Here is a 14131-nt window from a genome sequence, read left to right as displayed (position 1 = left end):
AATGAGAATAACGCTCTAGGGGGGAACGATTTGAAGAGAAAACGGATAATGATTTTCATTTCTGTCATTGTGTTATTTTTTATATTGTTATTTTTGGGAATATATTCCTTTTACTCCAGTGGGGGACATACATTTCGTCTAGGCGGATAAAAGGATGATGACGGGCGATTCCAAGTTCCGAAAAGAGCCGGATCACACACCCTGCTATAGAAGGCTGGTGAAAAACAACAGATTCGCCCGATTTGCGAAAAATCGCTAGGAATAAAGTTATGGTGTTGCAAAGTTTCTCAATTTGAGAAACATTGTTGGAGAGCAGTATTTCCCGTTAAATCACCCGCCTTATAGGCTCTTCGTGCGAGGGGGATGAAAACACTGAAGAGGAGCTCCCCAGCTTGAGCGCTCCTCTTTATCTTTCATCAATCCCAAGAAAGTTTTCGTTTGCGCCAGCGTATCCTTCGTCATCGCGGCGGAATCCGCCGCATCAATCCATTCCCCCCGATCTTCTGGTCAAAATCGTTGCGGCCGCATGTGAAAAGCGGTTTGTCTGCCGTCTTCAAAAAGGGGATAAGCGGCATCGGCGCTCATTTATTATGGGGTGTCATTGGTTTTCGACCCGCTTTTTTTCTCTGCCAGCGATGAAACGGATGGAGCAGCGCGATACCAAATCCATAAATCGTTGACGATCGAAGCGAGCTCGGCGATGTCAGCGTTGAGCTGGCACGAACGTGCGAAATCCGCTTCTTGTCCGAGCGCGTCTTGTTTTTCGTTGATTTCCCGCTCCAGCGCGGCGATGCGGTCGGGGATCAAGCCGCGGATCGCTTCCCATTCAAGCAAAATCGCCTCTTGTTCGTTCGGGCTGTAGTCCTCCCAAGGCTTGTCCAGATGCGGCAGGCGGATGCCGAGCCGTTTGTCTTCGATGAAGATGCCGTTCATCCTCAATTGGCCCCCTTTTCTTCTTCATATTATACTAAATGTCCCCGCAGGGCATGGTGGAATTTTTATGCTTTTTCATGAATACATATTGAAAAATCATCCGAAAGCTGATAAAGTGATAATGTATCACGATGAATATTTATTTATATTAAAGTATATTTATGTGACAGGAGAGGAGAACGACCATGGCAAATCCAAAATTGGTGTTGGCCTATTCCGGCGGTTTAGATACATCGGTGGCGATCAAATGGCTCCAAGAGCGCGGTTATGATGTGATCGCGTGCTGCTTGGACCTTGGCGAAGGGAAAGACCTTGACTTTGTAAAAGAAAAAGCGCTCAAAGTCGGCGCGATCAAATCGTACGTGATCGACGTCAAAGACGAGTTTGCGAACGAGTATGCGCTCATCGCCTTGCAGGCGAATGCGCTGTATGAAGGGAAATATCCGCTTGTCTCGGCGCTGTCGCGTCCGCTCATCGCGAAAAAACTCGTTGAAATCGCCGAGCTCGAAGGCGCGGTCGCCGTTGCCCACGGCTGCACGGGGAAAGGGAACGACCAAGTGCGCTTTGAAGTGTCGATCAAAGCGCTCAATCCGGATTTGGAAGTGATCGCCCCGGTGCGCGAGTGGAGCTGGTCGCGTGAGGAAGAAATCGAATACGCGAAAAAGCACGGCATTCCGATTCCGGTTGACCTTGACAGCCCGTTTTCGATCGACCAAAACTTGTGGGGCCGAAGCAACGAATGCGGCATTTTGGAAGATCCGTGGGCCGCGCCGCCGGAAGAGGCGTATGAGCTGACCGCTTCGCTCGAGAACGCTCCGGACGTGCCGGATGTGATCGAAATCGGCTTTGAACAAGGCGTGCCGGTGACGTTAAACGGAAAGGCGTATCCGCTCGCGCAACTCATTTTGGAGCTGAACGCGTTGGCCGGCAAGCACGGCGTCGGGCGCATCGACCATGTCGAAAACCGCCTCGTCGGCATCAAGTCGCGCGAAGTGTACGAATGCCCAGGCGCCATCACGCTCATTAAAGCGCATAAAGAACTTGAAGACTTGACATTGGTGAGAGAAGTCGCCCATTTTAAACCGCTGATCGAGCAAAAAATCGCCGAGGTCATTTACAACGGCCTTTGGTTCTCGCCGCTCAAAGACGCGCTTGTCGCGTTTTTGAAAGAAACGCAAAAACACGTCACCGGCGTCGTGCGTGTGAAGCTGTTTAAAGGCCATGCGATCGTCGAAGGGCGCAAATCGCCGTTCTCGCTCTATGATGAAAAATTGGCGACGTACACTTCGGAAGACGAGTTTGACCATCAAGCGGCCGTCGGGTTCATCTCGCTGTACGGCTTGCCGACGAAAGTGCACAGCATCGTGAACAAGCAAAACAAGGCGTCGGTGCCGACTGGACAATGAATCAAGGAATGACACTTCATAAAGGGAAAGGAGGAAGTCGCATTCCTCTGCGGCGAGATTCGTGAAAAAGCTTTGGGGCGGACGGTTTACGAAAACAGCGGAAGAATGGGTCGATGAGTTTGGCGCGTCGATCCCGTTCGACCAAGAGCTCGTGGAAGAAGACATCGAAGGCAGCCTCGCCCATGTGACGATGCTCGGCGAGTGCGGCATTTTGCCGGCGGAAGACGTCGAGAAGATCAAAGGCGGACTGATCCGCCTGTTGGAAAAGGCGAAGCAAGGGGAACTCGAATTTTCCGTTGCGTACGAAGACATTCATTTAAACATTGAAAAAATGTTGATCGACGACATCGGCCCGGTCGGCGGCAAGCTTCACACCGGACGGAGCCGGAACGATCAAGTGGCGACCGATATGCATTTGTATTTGCATAAGCGCGTCACCGAGATTCTCGGCCTCATCCGCGGGCTGCAGCGGGCGCTCATCAAGCAAGCGGAGAAGCATGTCGAAACGATCATGCCGGGGTATACGCATTTGCAGCGGGCGCAGCCGATTTCGTTCGCCCATCATCTGCTGGCGTATTTTTGGATGCTCGAGCGCGATTATGAACGGTTTTCTGAATCGCAAAAACGCATCAACAAGTCGCCGCTCGGCGCCGGGGCGCTCGCCGGGACGACGTTTCCGATCGACCGGAAGCGGACGGCGGAGCTCCTCGGCTTTGCCGATATTTACGAAAACAGCTTGGACGCGGTGAGCGACCGCGACTTCATCATCGAATTTTTGAGCAACAGCTCGATGCTCATGATGCACTTATCGCGGCTCGCCGAAGAGCTCATCCTTTGGTCCAGCCAAGAGTTCCAGTTCATTGAGCTTGACGATGCGTTCGCGACCGGCAGCAGCATCATGCCGCAAAAGAAAAACCCGGACATGGCCGAGCTCATCCGCGGCAAAACCGGCCGGGTGTATGGCCACTTAGTGGCTCTCTTGACGGTGATGAAAGGATTGCCGCTCGCCTACAACAAAGACATGCAAGAAGATAAAGAAGGCATGTTCGATACGGTGAAGACGGTCGTCGGTTCGTTGAAAATTTTCACCGGCATGATCGAGACGATGAACGTTCGTGCTGATGTGATGGAGCGGGCGACGAAACAAGATTTTTCGAACGCGACCGAGCTCGCCGATTACTTGGCCGCGAAAGGCGTCCCATTCCGCGAGGCGCACGAAATCGTCGGCAAGCTCGTCTTGCATTGCATCAAACAAGGCGTCTTTTTGGCCGACTTGCCGCTTGAGGTGTACAAAGAAGCATCGCCGCTCTTTGAAGAAGACATTTATGACGCCTTGAACCCGCGCACGGCGGTCAACCGCCGCAACAGCGCCGGCGGCACCGGTTTTGCCGAAGTGCGCGCGGCGCTTGCGAAAGCGAAACAGTTGCTTGGCACCCCGTAACGGCGGGGTGTTCTTTTTTGACCGTCACGTGCTTTCGCATCGGACAAGGAAGTTTTTCGGTTCATCTGCTTCGTGAGACGAAGACATTATTCTTTCGGCGTCCTGACAACGAGCACGTCGCATTTCGCGTGGCGGACGATGTTTTCGGAAACGCTGCCGATCAAGAGCCGTTCGACCGCGTTTAAACCGGTCGCCCCGCAAACGATGAGATCGGCTTTGTATTTCGGAGCGACGTCTTTGGCGATTTTCACTTTCGGCGAGCCGAATTCGATGTCCGTCTCCACATCGTTGAGCCCAGCGGCAATGGCCTCGTTTTTATACCGTTCGAGCAGCTCGTTCGCATACTGTTCCGACCGTTCGGCAAGAGCGTAGTCGTGCGCTTCAACGGTCGTGAACCCGCGCAAATCGATGATGTGGGACAAAATGAGTTTCGCCCCGTTCTGCTTGGCGATTTGGATGGCTTTTTTCAGCGCCCATTCCGCTTCTTTCGAGCCGTCTACGGCGACGACGATCGTTTTGTACGTCATCGTCATGTTCTCCACTCCCTTTGGATAAAAATGTTGTTTCTATATATAGTATACCCTCCTTGATTTGGCGGGAAACTAGGCCATATATTGAGATTTTGTGAACAAGGGAGGAAGGACGATGGAAAAGCGGTACGACGGATGGCAATATGACGAGGAAGAAGTGCGGACGATCACGGAACAAATTACCGAGTCGTATGAGAGCGGCATTGTTGACAAGGATGAATCATATTACGACCCGCGCCGGGAAGTCGGCGAATAGCCATAGCGCCAACGAGCTATGGTTCTTTTTTTGTATTCGCTCCTGTTTGTAGTAAAGTAAAAATGAAGACAGCGAATGACGAGAAGGAGGGGAAACGGTGCGGCACGCTTTGATTACGGCTGGAGCGAAAGGGTTGGGGAGAAAAGTGACGGAGCTGCTGCTTGAAAAAGGCTATTCGGTGACGGTGAACTACCGGAGCGATGAACAGGCGGTGCGCTCGCTTGCGGAGAAGTACCGCGGCGCCGCTGACCGCCTCCAGTTTGTGCGCGGCGATGTGACGAACAAAGACGATTTGGCGGCGCTTGTTGACGCCGCCATGGAGCGGTTCGGCCGCATTGACTGCCTCATCAACAACGCGGGGCCGTACATTTTCGAGCGGAAAAAGCTGGCCGATTATACGGAAGACGAATGGTACGAAATGATTGAAGGCAATTTGAGCTCGGTGTTCCATTTAGTGAGGCGGACGATCCCGATTATGCGAAAGCAGCGGTTTGGCCGCATCATTACGTACGGGTTTCAAGGAGCGGCGGATGCCCCAGGCTGGGTGCACCGCTCGGCGTTCGGGGCGGCGAAAGTGGGGCTTGTGTCGCTGACGAAAACGATCGCCCTTGAAGAGGCGGAATATGGCATTACCGCCAATATGGTGTGCCCAGGCAACATTGTCGGCGCCATGAAAGAGGCGGGGATCGCCGACGCCCGCGCCAGGCGGGATGCGGAAACGCCGGTCGGGCGCCCGGGAACTGGCGAAGATATCGCCCGCGTGATCGCGTTTTTATGCGAGGACGACTCGGATTTCATCACCGGCGCCGTCATTGACGTCACCGGCGGAGAGAACGTCATCTACCGCCATTTTTTCCAGTAGAATCTTCAGCCGCTTTTCTGATTGCTTTCCGGTTGAACAGGGAACAATAAGGGAAGAACGGAAAGGAAAAAGGAGGAAAAGCGGCCATGAAAATTGGCGTTCCAAAAGAAATCAAAAACAACGAAAACCGCGTCGCCATCACCCCGGCTGGCGTGATGACGCTCGTCAAAGCGGGGCATGACGTGTACGTGGAGACGGAAGCCGGCGCCGGTTCGGGGTTTTCGGACGCGGAATATGAAAAAGCCGGGGCAGTGATCGTGCCGAACGCGGAAGACGCTTGGGCGGCGGAGATGGTGTTGAAAGTGAAAGAACCGTTGCCTGAGGAGTTCCGCTATTTTCGCCCCGGATTGATTTTGTTTACGTATTTGCATTTGGCGGCGGCTGAGGCGCTCACGAAAGCGCTCGTCGAGCAAAAAGTGGTCGGCATCGCTTACGAGACGGTGCAGCTTGAGAACGGCTCGCTGCCGCTGTTGACGCCGATGAGTGAAGTCGCCGGCCGCATGTCGGTGCAAGTCGGCGCCCAGTTTCTCGAGAAGCCGCACGGCGGGAAAGGCATTTTGCTTGGCGGCGTGCCCGGGGTGCGGCGCGGCAAAGTGACGATCATCGGCGGCGGCACAGCGGGGACGAACGCGGCGAAAATCGCGGTCGGCCTCGGAGCGGATGTGACGATTTTGGACATTAACGCCGAGCGGCTGCGCGAGCTGGATGATTTGTTCGGCGACCAAGTGACGACGTTGATGTCCAACTCGTACCATATCGCCGAATGCGTGCGGGAATCGGATTTGGTCGTCGGCGCCGTCTTGATCCCGGGGGCGAAAGCGCCGAAACTGGTGACGGAAGAGATGGTGCGCTCGATGACGCCAGGCTCGGTGTTGGTCGACGTCGCCATTGACCAAGGCGGCATTTTCGAAACGACCGACCGCGTCACGACGCACGACGATCCGACATACGTCAAACACGGCGTCGTCCATTACGCCGTCGCGAACATGCCGGGCGCTGTGCCGCGTACGTCAACGTTTGCCTTGACGAACGTCACGATCCCATACGCCTTGCAAATCGCCAACAAAGGCTACCGCGCCGCCTGCCTCGACAACCCGGCGCTGTTAAAAGGGATCAACACGCTCGACGGGCACATCGTGTACGAAGCGGTCGCGGCGGCGCACAACATGCCGTATACGGATGTTCATCAGTTGTTGCAGTGACGAAAAGACCGGTGGGAGCGCAGCGATTTGCCAGCAAGGAGGCGCAAGCCCGAGCAAACGCTCCATCCGATCAACAGAGCAAAGCTGTCCAATCCGGCCTTGTGGCACGCCGGCGGACAGCTGTTTTAATGCGCTTATTCGCGATAGCCTTTGCCAACGACCTTTCTTTCGTCTTTAGTGACAAACACGCTGATGTCTCCTAGCGTTTCGCTCCGTTACAGAAAAAACGTCTTTCATCCCACGGTTTCAATCGTGGGATGAAAGACGGCGTTGCTCGGCAATCCTTAATTGGATCGCTTCGAGCAGCCATTTTTATCTTTAAGTGTCGCAGTATAATCGTTAAACGGATATAATTCATATATGGGACAAGAATATCGAAGAACGAAAACAACTGAACGCGATGTGGAATCGCAAAAGAAAAGGGGGTGAATCCATGCCCACGATCACACTCAGGCTGGAACTGCACAACCCAACGAAAGCCAAGCAGGAAATGTACGAGCGAATGACAGAATGGAACACAGAATTTGCGAATTGGCTATTGCATCATCCTGAATTAAACAAAGCGACGAGCAAGATATTCAAAGACTTTTCGTCACAAAAGTTTCCTTCTGCTATCGTGAATCAGACGATTCGAGAAGTGAAGTCCCAAAAGAAAAAACAAAAGGCAAAGAAGTTCCGAACATTTTGGTGTTGCTTTAACAATCAAAACATAAAGGTGGAAAAGAAAGGAGCGTTCTACACGGTTTCCTTCCCCACACTGGAGAAGCGAATTGGCGTGCCTGTCGTCACGCGCCCCTATCAAGAAGCATGGCTGGATCGGCTGATCCATGGAACCGCCAAACAAGGGGCGGCCAAGCTCTACAAAAAGCGAAAGAAATGGTGCTTGGCGATCGCGGTCGCATTTGAAGTCAAGCCGCGGCACGAAACAAAGGTGATGGGGGTTGACGTTGGGCTTCGCTATATCGCCGTTGCCAGTGTGGGAACGAAATCGTGGTTTTTCAAAGGGAGCCAATGCGCCTTTGTGCGCCGGCGATATGCGGCTTTGCGGCGAACGTTGGGCCAAGCGAAGAAGCTTCATATGATTCGCAAAATCGGCGATAAAGAGTCCCGCTGGATGAAAGATATGAACCATAAAATCAGCCGTCAAATCGTCCGTTTTGCCCTTGCCAACGGTGTTGGCGTGATTCGGATGGAAGATTTGGCGGGGATTCGGAAACGAGCCGCTTCGGCCAAAGAAGCAGGACGAAATCTTCATTCATGGGCGTTCCATCAACTGCAAACGATGATTGCCTACAAAGCCGAAATGGCGGGCATTCGGGTGGAGTGGGTGAATCCGACCTACACCAGTCAAACATGCCGATGCGGGCATCGGGAGAAAGCGAACCGAAACGGCATCCACTTCCGATGCCAAAAGTGCGGATACACCATCCACGCCGACTTGAATGGCGCGATCAACATCGCCAAAGCGATTTCGGGCTTCGCCGCCCAACCTAGCGCACTGGTCACAGGTGCGCCGCCCATCGGGGTACATCTTAACCCGATGGGACGGGGTGATGGCACACTCCTGAACTTGGGCGTTGTCTGAACCAGAAATGGATGAGGACGCGAACGACCCAAGAATCCCACGCCCTTTAGGCGTGTGGAGTGTCAAACAATGAGCAATTCCTTTGAAAACGATGTCAGCACTTCGACGCCATCATTCGTGACCGCGACGTCGTCTTCAATGCGCACGCCGCCGATGGATGGGACGTAAATGCCCGGTTCGATTGTAAACACCATGCCGGGGGCGAGCGGTTCGTTGTTGGCGCCATGAAGCGATGGGTATTCATGAATCTCGATCCCTAAGCCGTGCCCGACGCGGTGGGTGAAAAACGGGCCGTAGCCGGCTTGTTCGATGACGTTTCGGGCGGCGCGGTCGATCTCGCCCATCGCGGTTTGCGGGCGGCAGGCATCGATTGCCGACTGCTGGGCGCGCCGGACGGTATCGTAAATGAGCCGCTGTTCGTCGCTTGCCGTCTGACAGACGACGGTGCGGGTAATGTCGGAGCAATACCCATCGACGATGACGCCCAAATCGAACAGCACGAAATCGCCTGGTGCGACCGCCGCCGTTCCCGGCACGCCGTGCGGATCGGCTGATTTTGCGCCCGTGAGCACGGTCGTTGGAAACGACATCCCTTCAACGCCGAGTTTTTTCAGCTCATATTCAATAACGACGACAAGCTCGAGCTCCGTCACGCCCGGGCGGATGGCCGATACGCCGATTTCGATCGCTTTGTCGGCTAGTTCCGCCGCTTGGCGCAACACCTTCATTTCCTGCTCATCCTTGATCAGGCGAAGCTGGCGCAGCTTTTCTTCGGCGTCATGCCACTTGGTGTTTGGAAACAACGCCGAGAGCCGTTCGAAACGGGCGAACGACAAATGGTGTTTCTCGACGGCAATCGAGACAGGTTTTATGCCGCGCGCTTCGAGATGGCGCCGGATCTCTTCCCATGGGTCGGTGCTGTCGTCGTAGCCGATCACCGTACACCCAAAGCCGCTCCGGCGGGCGCGCGGGACTTCCATTTGCGGGCAGACGAGCGCCGGTTCGCCGTCAGGGAAGACCAAAAGCGCCAGCAGTCGTTCGTGTGGGTCGCACCAAAATCCGCTCAAATAAAAAACGTTCGCGCTTGACGTGATGAAGGCGAATGAACTATGTTGTTGTTGAAGCCAAGAGGAAAATGCTTGCAGCCGTTGGTTCATCGTTCCCTTCCTTCCTTTTTTCGCGATGGTCCATTTTGAGCGTACCAAGAAACGGGCCAATTGTAAATGGGCAGGCGGGAAAAGAAGGAAATAGGCAGGCGGCGGCGAATCATGTGTATATGGAAAGGAGAGATGTCACGATGAAAATCAGCTACCATGGCCATTCGGTCGTCCGCATTGAGACGAACGGAAAAACGATTTTGATCGATCCGTTCATCACCGGCAATACGACGACCGATTTGAACGCAGCGGATGTGAAAGCGGATGTCATTTTGTTGACGCACGGGCATGGGGATCACGTCGGCGATACGGTCGAGATCGCCAAGCGGAACAACGCCCTTGTCGTGGCCACATTTGAGCTGGCGACGTATTTAAGCTGGTAAGGCGTCGAGACGTTTGGCATGAACATCGGCGGCGCGCGCGAATTTGACTTTGGCACCGTCAAGTTCACGCAGGCGTTTCACAGCTCTGGGTTTGTGACCGACGACAAGCAAATTATTTATTTAGGCATGCCGACCGGCATTTTGTTCACGGCTGAAGGCAAAACGATCTATCATGCCGGCGACACCGGGCTGTTTTCCGACATGAAGCTGATTGGCGAGCGCCATTCCATTGACGTTGCCTTCCTGCCGATCGGCGACAGCTTCACGATGGGGCCGGAAGACGCGGCGGTTGCCGCCGAGTGGCTCGGGGCGAAACTTGTCGTACCGATCCATTACAACACGTTCCCGCCGATCGCCCAAGACCCCGAGCGGTTCGTCTCGCTCCTTCCGCCGGGCGTCGGCCGCGCGTTGAAACCGGGGGAAAGCATCGAGCTGTAATTCGTATTGTAGCTGCCCTGCACAGCTCTCCACTGTCCGTGCTGCCTGCCCGTTGAACCCCCGCCGCCTCCGCCGTTATAATAGAAAGTAACAACGCGTAAAGGGTGAAGAATCGTTGGCGACAAAACACGAACAAATTTTGGAATACATCCATCGGCTGCCGATCGGCGAAAAAATTTCCGTCCGGCAGATTGCCAAGGAAATGGGCGTGAGCGAAGGGACGGCGTACCGGGCGATCAAGGACGCTGAGAACAAAGGGTATGTGAGCACGATTGAGCGCGTCGGCACGATTCGGATCGAGAAGAAGCGGAAAGAAAACATTGAGAAGCTCACCTACGCCGAAGTCGTCAACATCGTCGACGGGCAGGTGCTCGGCGGGAGAGAAGGGCTGCATAAGACGCTCAACCGCTTTGTCATCGGGGCGATGCAGCTGGAGGCGATGATGCGCTATACGGGCGCAGGGGATTTGCTGATTGTCGGCAACCGGACGAAGGCTCATGAGCTGGCGCTCGAAGCCGGAGCGGCGGTGCTCATCACCGGGGGGTTTGATACGGCCGATCACGTGAAAAAGCTCGCCGACGAGCGGCAGCTGCCGATCATTTCGACGAGCTATGACACGTTTACGGTTGCGACGATGATCAACCGGGCGATTTATGACCAGCTGATTAAAAAAGAGATCGTATTGGTTGAGGATATTATCATTCCGCTTGAAAAAACAGCGTACCTGCATGTTGATGATCCCGTCGAGCGGTGGTATGCATTGAACAAAGAAACGCGCCACAGCCGCTTTCCAGTTGTCGACGATGAACTGAAAGTGCAAGGGGTTGTCACGGCGAAAGACGTGCTTGATGTGGAGCGGACGCTTCCGATCGAAAAGGTGATGACGAAGCAGCCGATTACGGTGACCGGAAAAACATCGGTGGCGTTTGCCTCTCACATTATGGTATGGGAAGGAATTGAGCTTCTCCCAGTAGTGGATGATTATAACCGGCTGCAAGGGATTATCAGCCGCCAAGACGTGTTAAAAGCGTTGCAAATGGCGCAGCGCCAACCGCAAGTCGGGGAGACGATCGACGATCTCATCACCGCCCAGTTTCGCGAGGCGGGCGATAAAGAGACGCTGTTTCGCTGCACGATCACCCCGCAGATGACGAACTATTTAGGGACGCTCTCGTACGGCGTGTTTACGACGATCGTCACCGAAGCGGCGGCGCGGATGCTTCGCGCGTACAAACGCGGCGATTTGGTGATGGAAAACATCACCGTTTACTTCATCAAGCCGGTGCAAATCGACAGCACGGTCGACGTGCGGGCGAAGCTGCTTGAGCTCGGGCGCAAGTTCGGGAAAGTGGATGTCGAAGTGTATAACGAAGGCGATCTTGTCGGCAAGGCGATGATGATGTGCCAGCTCATCGACCGATAAGCGGGGAGGAAGACGAAAAGGATGTCCGTCTGAACGATTCGGACATCCTCGTTATTTTCCGCCGCTGGAAAGTTTGGAGGCGATGCGTAACTTCGCAGACGGCGGCTTAGGCGGCTTTCCTTGCCGTGTGGGGACCACACCGCTTTTTATCTGTGCTTTGCCATTTGTTCCGCCTCTTGCACTGCCTGTGGCAAGTAGTAGCGGTAGGCGCGGTAGCCGGCCCAAACGCTCCCGAAGCCTAAGGCGATAAAAATGGCGCAGATGATATAGGTCACGGTTGTCTGATATAAAAACAGCTGGTTGATCCCGAATAACGCAACGAACAGTCCAAGCGCGATGCTCGATTTCGCCGAGAGAAAGCGGCGTTCCATCGGGCGCTGGGAACGGACATAGCGGATTTTATAATAGACGTAAAACGAAAAGGAAAATATAATGAAAATAACCAATGCTGGCATTAAAGATCCCTCCGTTGTCCATTTTCTTTTTCCATTGTACATAGAAGCAGGGAAAAATGCCAGCGGTTGAAAATGACAGGCCATTCAAAGGGGAAGAGCAATGAGAGAACGATGCAAAGAAATTTTGGATTTGATTCGGCAATTTGATACGATCATCATCCACCGCCATGTGCGTCCGGACCCGGACGCGTACGGGTCGCAAGGGGGATTGGCGGCGCTGCTGAAGGCATCGTTTCCGGACAAGCGGGTGTATGCGGTTGGAACGGATGATCCATCGTTATCATTTTTGCGGAAAATGGATGTCATTGATGATTCGGTGTACGAGCAGGCGCTTGTGATCGTCTGCGATACAGCCAACGAAGAACGGATTTGCGACAGCCGCTACCGGCTTGGGCGGAAGCTGGTGAAAATCGACCATCACCCGAACGACACGCCATACGGTGACATTATGTGGGTCGATACCACCGCCAGCTCAACGAGCGAAATGATTTATGAGTTTTATTTGGCGGGGAAAGATGAAGGGCTGACGATGAACGCGGAGGCGGCGCGCCTCATTTACGCCGGCATTGTCGGCGATACGGGCCGCTTTTTGTTTCCGCGCACGAGCGAAAAAACGTTCCGCTACGCCGGAGAGCTCATTTCGTACGGTTTTTCGCTCTCGGAACTGTATGACGGGCTGTACCGGACAAGCCTGCCGCTTGCCCGCTTAAGCGGCTATGTGCTGTCGAACTTTACGATTGACGAAGGGGTGGCGGCGGTGAAAATGACGCGGGCGCTGCTTGAGGAATACGGTGTCCCCCCGCTTGAGGCGTCGCAGCTCGTCAGCTTGCTCGGCAATATTGACGGCATTGTCGCCTGGGTGTTTTTCATTGAGGAAGAACGGGAAATCCGCGTCCGCTTCCGCTCAAAAGGGCCAATCATCAATGTGGTCGCCAAACGTTATGGCGGCGGCGGCCATCCGCTTGCAGCCGGCGCGTCCATTGCCTCTTGGGAAGAAGCGGATCGCGTGATTGAGGATGTGAAAGCCGTCTGCCGGGCCGAGCGGTGACGGAAACGGACGGTTTCAAACAGCAGTTGTTGGAGTGAAGCGCCGTGTGGATAAGAGAAGGTGTCCCGAAGACGTTTGGGACACCCTCTTTTCCCACAAGACTCGTTGGTTTGGCATTCGCTGCGGCGACATGATGCGGCAAGGCGCGTTGCTACGGAAGCGGCGTCAGTTTGACTTCGACGGCCAACAAGGTGAAGATCGTGAGCGTGTGAAGTTCAAGCCGGTATTGCTTCTTGTGGATCGTATACGTTTTGTTTTCAATCGCTCGTTCAATCAGTTCGCGGCTGTTGTACACGGTTTCGATGTCTTTCGTAATCAAATGGGACAAATCTTCTTTGACGCTGTCTTCAATGCGAAAGGTTGTGTACGAATCAAGTTTATATTGCTCGGCATTGGTGAGATGGACGGAAACGTCCTGCACGGTCAGCTTTTTTTTCATTTCCTTATTGTAATGAGTATAGTCTTCTTGCCAAATGCGAATTTCGTTTTGCAAGTCGGCGATCTGTTCGTTGAGCTCATTGACGTGCCGCACTTGTTTTTCCTGCAAGACGCCGAAAATATACAAAAAGACAAACCAGCTGATGAGCGCTCCGATCGCCGCGCCGGCGAAAAAGCGTTGCCATGACGGATATTGGTAATACGGAGGAATTCTCATGGCGAAATGTGCTCCTGCGTCAGCCACGTAATGATCGCCACTCCTGTCTGTGCTCCGCCCATGGCGGACAAAATGAGCAAAAATTGCCGCACGATGTCTTTCGTTTCCCCTAAAAACAGCCCTCGCTCAACGACGTAAAATGTGTCAAACGTCCCGCCGATGGCGGCAACGACCGCCCAAATGCGCAAATCGCCGGCAAATCGGTACATGGCTGTCAACGGCTGGCCGCCGCTCAAAAACGCGCCGAGCGCGCCGATGATGGCGCCGCCGAGCAGCACGCCGACCGCGATAAAATAGCTTTGAATAAATGCTGGCAAAAAGGCGACTTTTTCATTCATGTGTTTCCCCGCCCTTCTT

The 14131-nt window shown here is 54.1% G+C and carries 14 protein-coding genes and 1 pseudogene; 9 read left to right on the top strand and 6 right to left on the bottom strand.

Translation table 11 applies throughout. The features are described 5' to 3' along the window. Nucleotides 1-588 precede the first annotated feature (588 nt). The gene (locus tag GJ1_RS00400) at nucleotides 589-933 is read right to left on the bottom strand and encodes a hypothetical protein (RefSeq protein WP_066226917.1); all 345 of its coding nucleotides are present in this window, start codon (nucleotides 931-933) and stop codon (nucleotides 589-591) included. 185 nt (nucleotides 934-1118) lie between these two features. Between GJ1_RS00400 and GJ1_RS00395 the strand changes: the two genes are divergently transcribed. Both GJ1_RS00395 and argH read left to right on the top strand, forming a co-directional pair. Then, on the top strand, nucleotides 1119-2339 hold the full coding sequence (locus GJ1_RS00395; protein ID WP_066226915.1) for an argininosuccinate synthase: 1221 nt from the start codon (nucleotides 1119-1121) through the stop codon (nucleotides 2337-2339). A 61-nt stretch (nucleotides 2340-2400) separates the two neighbouring features. Beyond that, the gene (gene argH, locus GJ1_RS00390) at nucleotides 2401-3780 is read left to right on the top strand and encodes an argininosuccinate lyase (RefSeq protein ID WP_066226912.1); all 1380 of its coding nucleotides are present in this window, start codon (nucleotides 2401-2403) and stop codon (nucleotides 3778-3780) included. 86 nt (nucleotides 3781-3866) lie between these two features. Here argH and GJ1_RS00385 read toward each other — a convergent pair whose 3' ends face one another. Then, entirely contained in the window at nucleotides 3867-4313 is a 447-nt protein-coding gene (locus GJ1_RS00385; RefSeq protein ID WP_066226910.1) for a universal stress protein, read from the bottom strand. Between the two features lie 112 nt (nucleotides 4314-4425). Between GJ1_RS00385 and GJ1_RS18505 the strand changes: the two genes are divergently transcribed. The 4 genes from GJ1_RS18505 to GJ1_RS00370 all read left to right on the top strand — a co-directional run bounded on the left by GJ1_RS18505 (nucleotide 4426) and on the right by GJ1_RS00370 (nucleotide 8215). After that, nucleotides 4426-4566, top strand: coding sequence for a hypothetical protein (locus GJ1_RS18505; protein ID WP_167346068.1), 141 nt, complete (start codon nucleotides 4426-4428; stop codon nucleotides 4564-4566). Between the two features lie 97 nt (nucleotides 4567-4663). Further along, a complete protein-coding gene (locus GJ1_RS00380; RefSeq protein ID WP_044736373.1) occupies nucleotides 4664-5428 on the top strand; it encodes an SDR family oxidoreductase in 765 nt (254 codons plus the stop codon). A gap of 86 nt (nucleotides 5429-5514) precedes the next feature. Beyond that, complete coding sequence (ald, locus tag GJ1_RS00375) at nucleotides 5515-6630, top strand: alanine dehydrogenase (RefSeq protein WP_066226907.1); 1116 nt, start codon at nucleotides 5515-5517, stop codon at nucleotides 6628-6630. 433 nt (nucleotides 6631-7063) lie between these two features. Beyond that, nucleotides 7064-8215, top strand: coding sequence for an RNA-guided endonuclease TnpB family protein (locus tag GJ1_RS00370; protein WP_245629310.1), 1152 nt, complete (start codon nucleotides 7064-7066; stop codon nucleotides 8213-8215). Nucleotides 8216-8277: 62 nt separating this feature from the next. Here GJ1_RS00370 and GJ1_RS00365 read toward each other — a convergent pair whose 3' ends face one another. Further along, entirely contained in the window at nucleotides 8278-9372 is a 1095-nt protein-coding gene (locus tag GJ1_RS00365) for a M24 family metallopeptidase (protein WP_066226904.1), read from the bottom strand. 140 nt (nucleotides 9373-9512) lie between these two features. Here GJ1_RS00365 and GJ1_RS00360 point away from each other — a divergent pair. Both GJ1_RS00360 and GJ1_RS00355 read left to right on the top strand, forming a co-directional pair. Continuing rightward, nucleotides 9513-10193, top strand: a pseudogene (locus tag GJ1_RS00360) (metal-dependent hydrolase). 115 nt (nucleotides 10194-10308) lie between these two features. Beyond that, nucleotides 10309-11616: a CBS domain-containing protein gene (locus tag GJ1_RS00355; protein ID WP_066226899.1), complete on the top strand. Its 1308-nt coding sequence runs from the start codon at nucleotides 10309-10311 to the stop codon at nucleotides 11614-11616. A 146-nt stretch (nucleotides 11617-11762) separates the two neighbouring features. On the opposite strand, the gene GJ1_RS00350 is transcribed toward GJ1_RS00355, so the two are convergent. Beyond that, on the bottom strand, nucleotides 11763-12071 hold the full coding sequence (locus GJ1_RS00350) for a YtpI family protein (RefSeq protein WP_066226897.1): 309 nt from the start codon (nucleotides 12069-12071) through the stop codon (nucleotides 11763-11765). A 100-nt stretch (nucleotides 12072-12171) separates the two neighbouring features. On the opposite strand from GJ1_RS00350, the gene GJ1_RS00345 reads away from it, so the two are divergent. Further along, nucleotides 12172-13119 carry a DHH family phosphoesterase gene (locus GJ1_RS00345; protein WP_066226894.1) on the top strand — a complete coding sequence of 316 codons (948 nt, stop codon included), beginning with the start codon at nucleotides 12172-12174 and terminating at the stop codon, nucleotides 13117-13119. 151 nt (nucleotides 13120-13270) lie between these two features. On the opposite strand, the gene ytrI is transcribed toward GJ1_RS00345, so the two are convergent. Together ytrI and ytrH are read right to left on the bottom strand one after the other, a co-directional pair. Next, complete coding sequence (ytrI, locus tag GJ1_RS00340) at nucleotides 13271-13774, bottom strand: sporulation membrane protein YtrI (RefSeq protein WP_066226892.1); 504 nt, start codon at nucleotides 13772-13774, stop codon at nucleotides 13271-13273. After that, nucleotides 13771-14112 (bottom strand): sporulation membrane protein YtrH, encoded by a 342-nt coding sequence (ytrH, locus tag GJ1_RS00335; protein ID WP_008880866.1) that lies wholly within the window; start codon nucleotides 14110-14112, stop codon nucleotides 13771-13773. Before ytrH ends, ytrI begins: the two co-directional genes overlap by 4 nt. Nucleotides 14113-14131: the final 19 nt, after the last annotated feature.

This window comes from Geobacillus jurassicus NBRC 107829 (assembly GCF_001544315.1).
Classification (GTDB): domain Bacteria; phylum Bacillota; class Bacilli; order Bacillales; family Anoxybacillaceae; genus Geobacillus; species Geobacillus jurassicus.
Note: the sequence above shows the minus strand (reverse complement) of the source record. Positions and strands in the feature narration are given on the sequence as shown.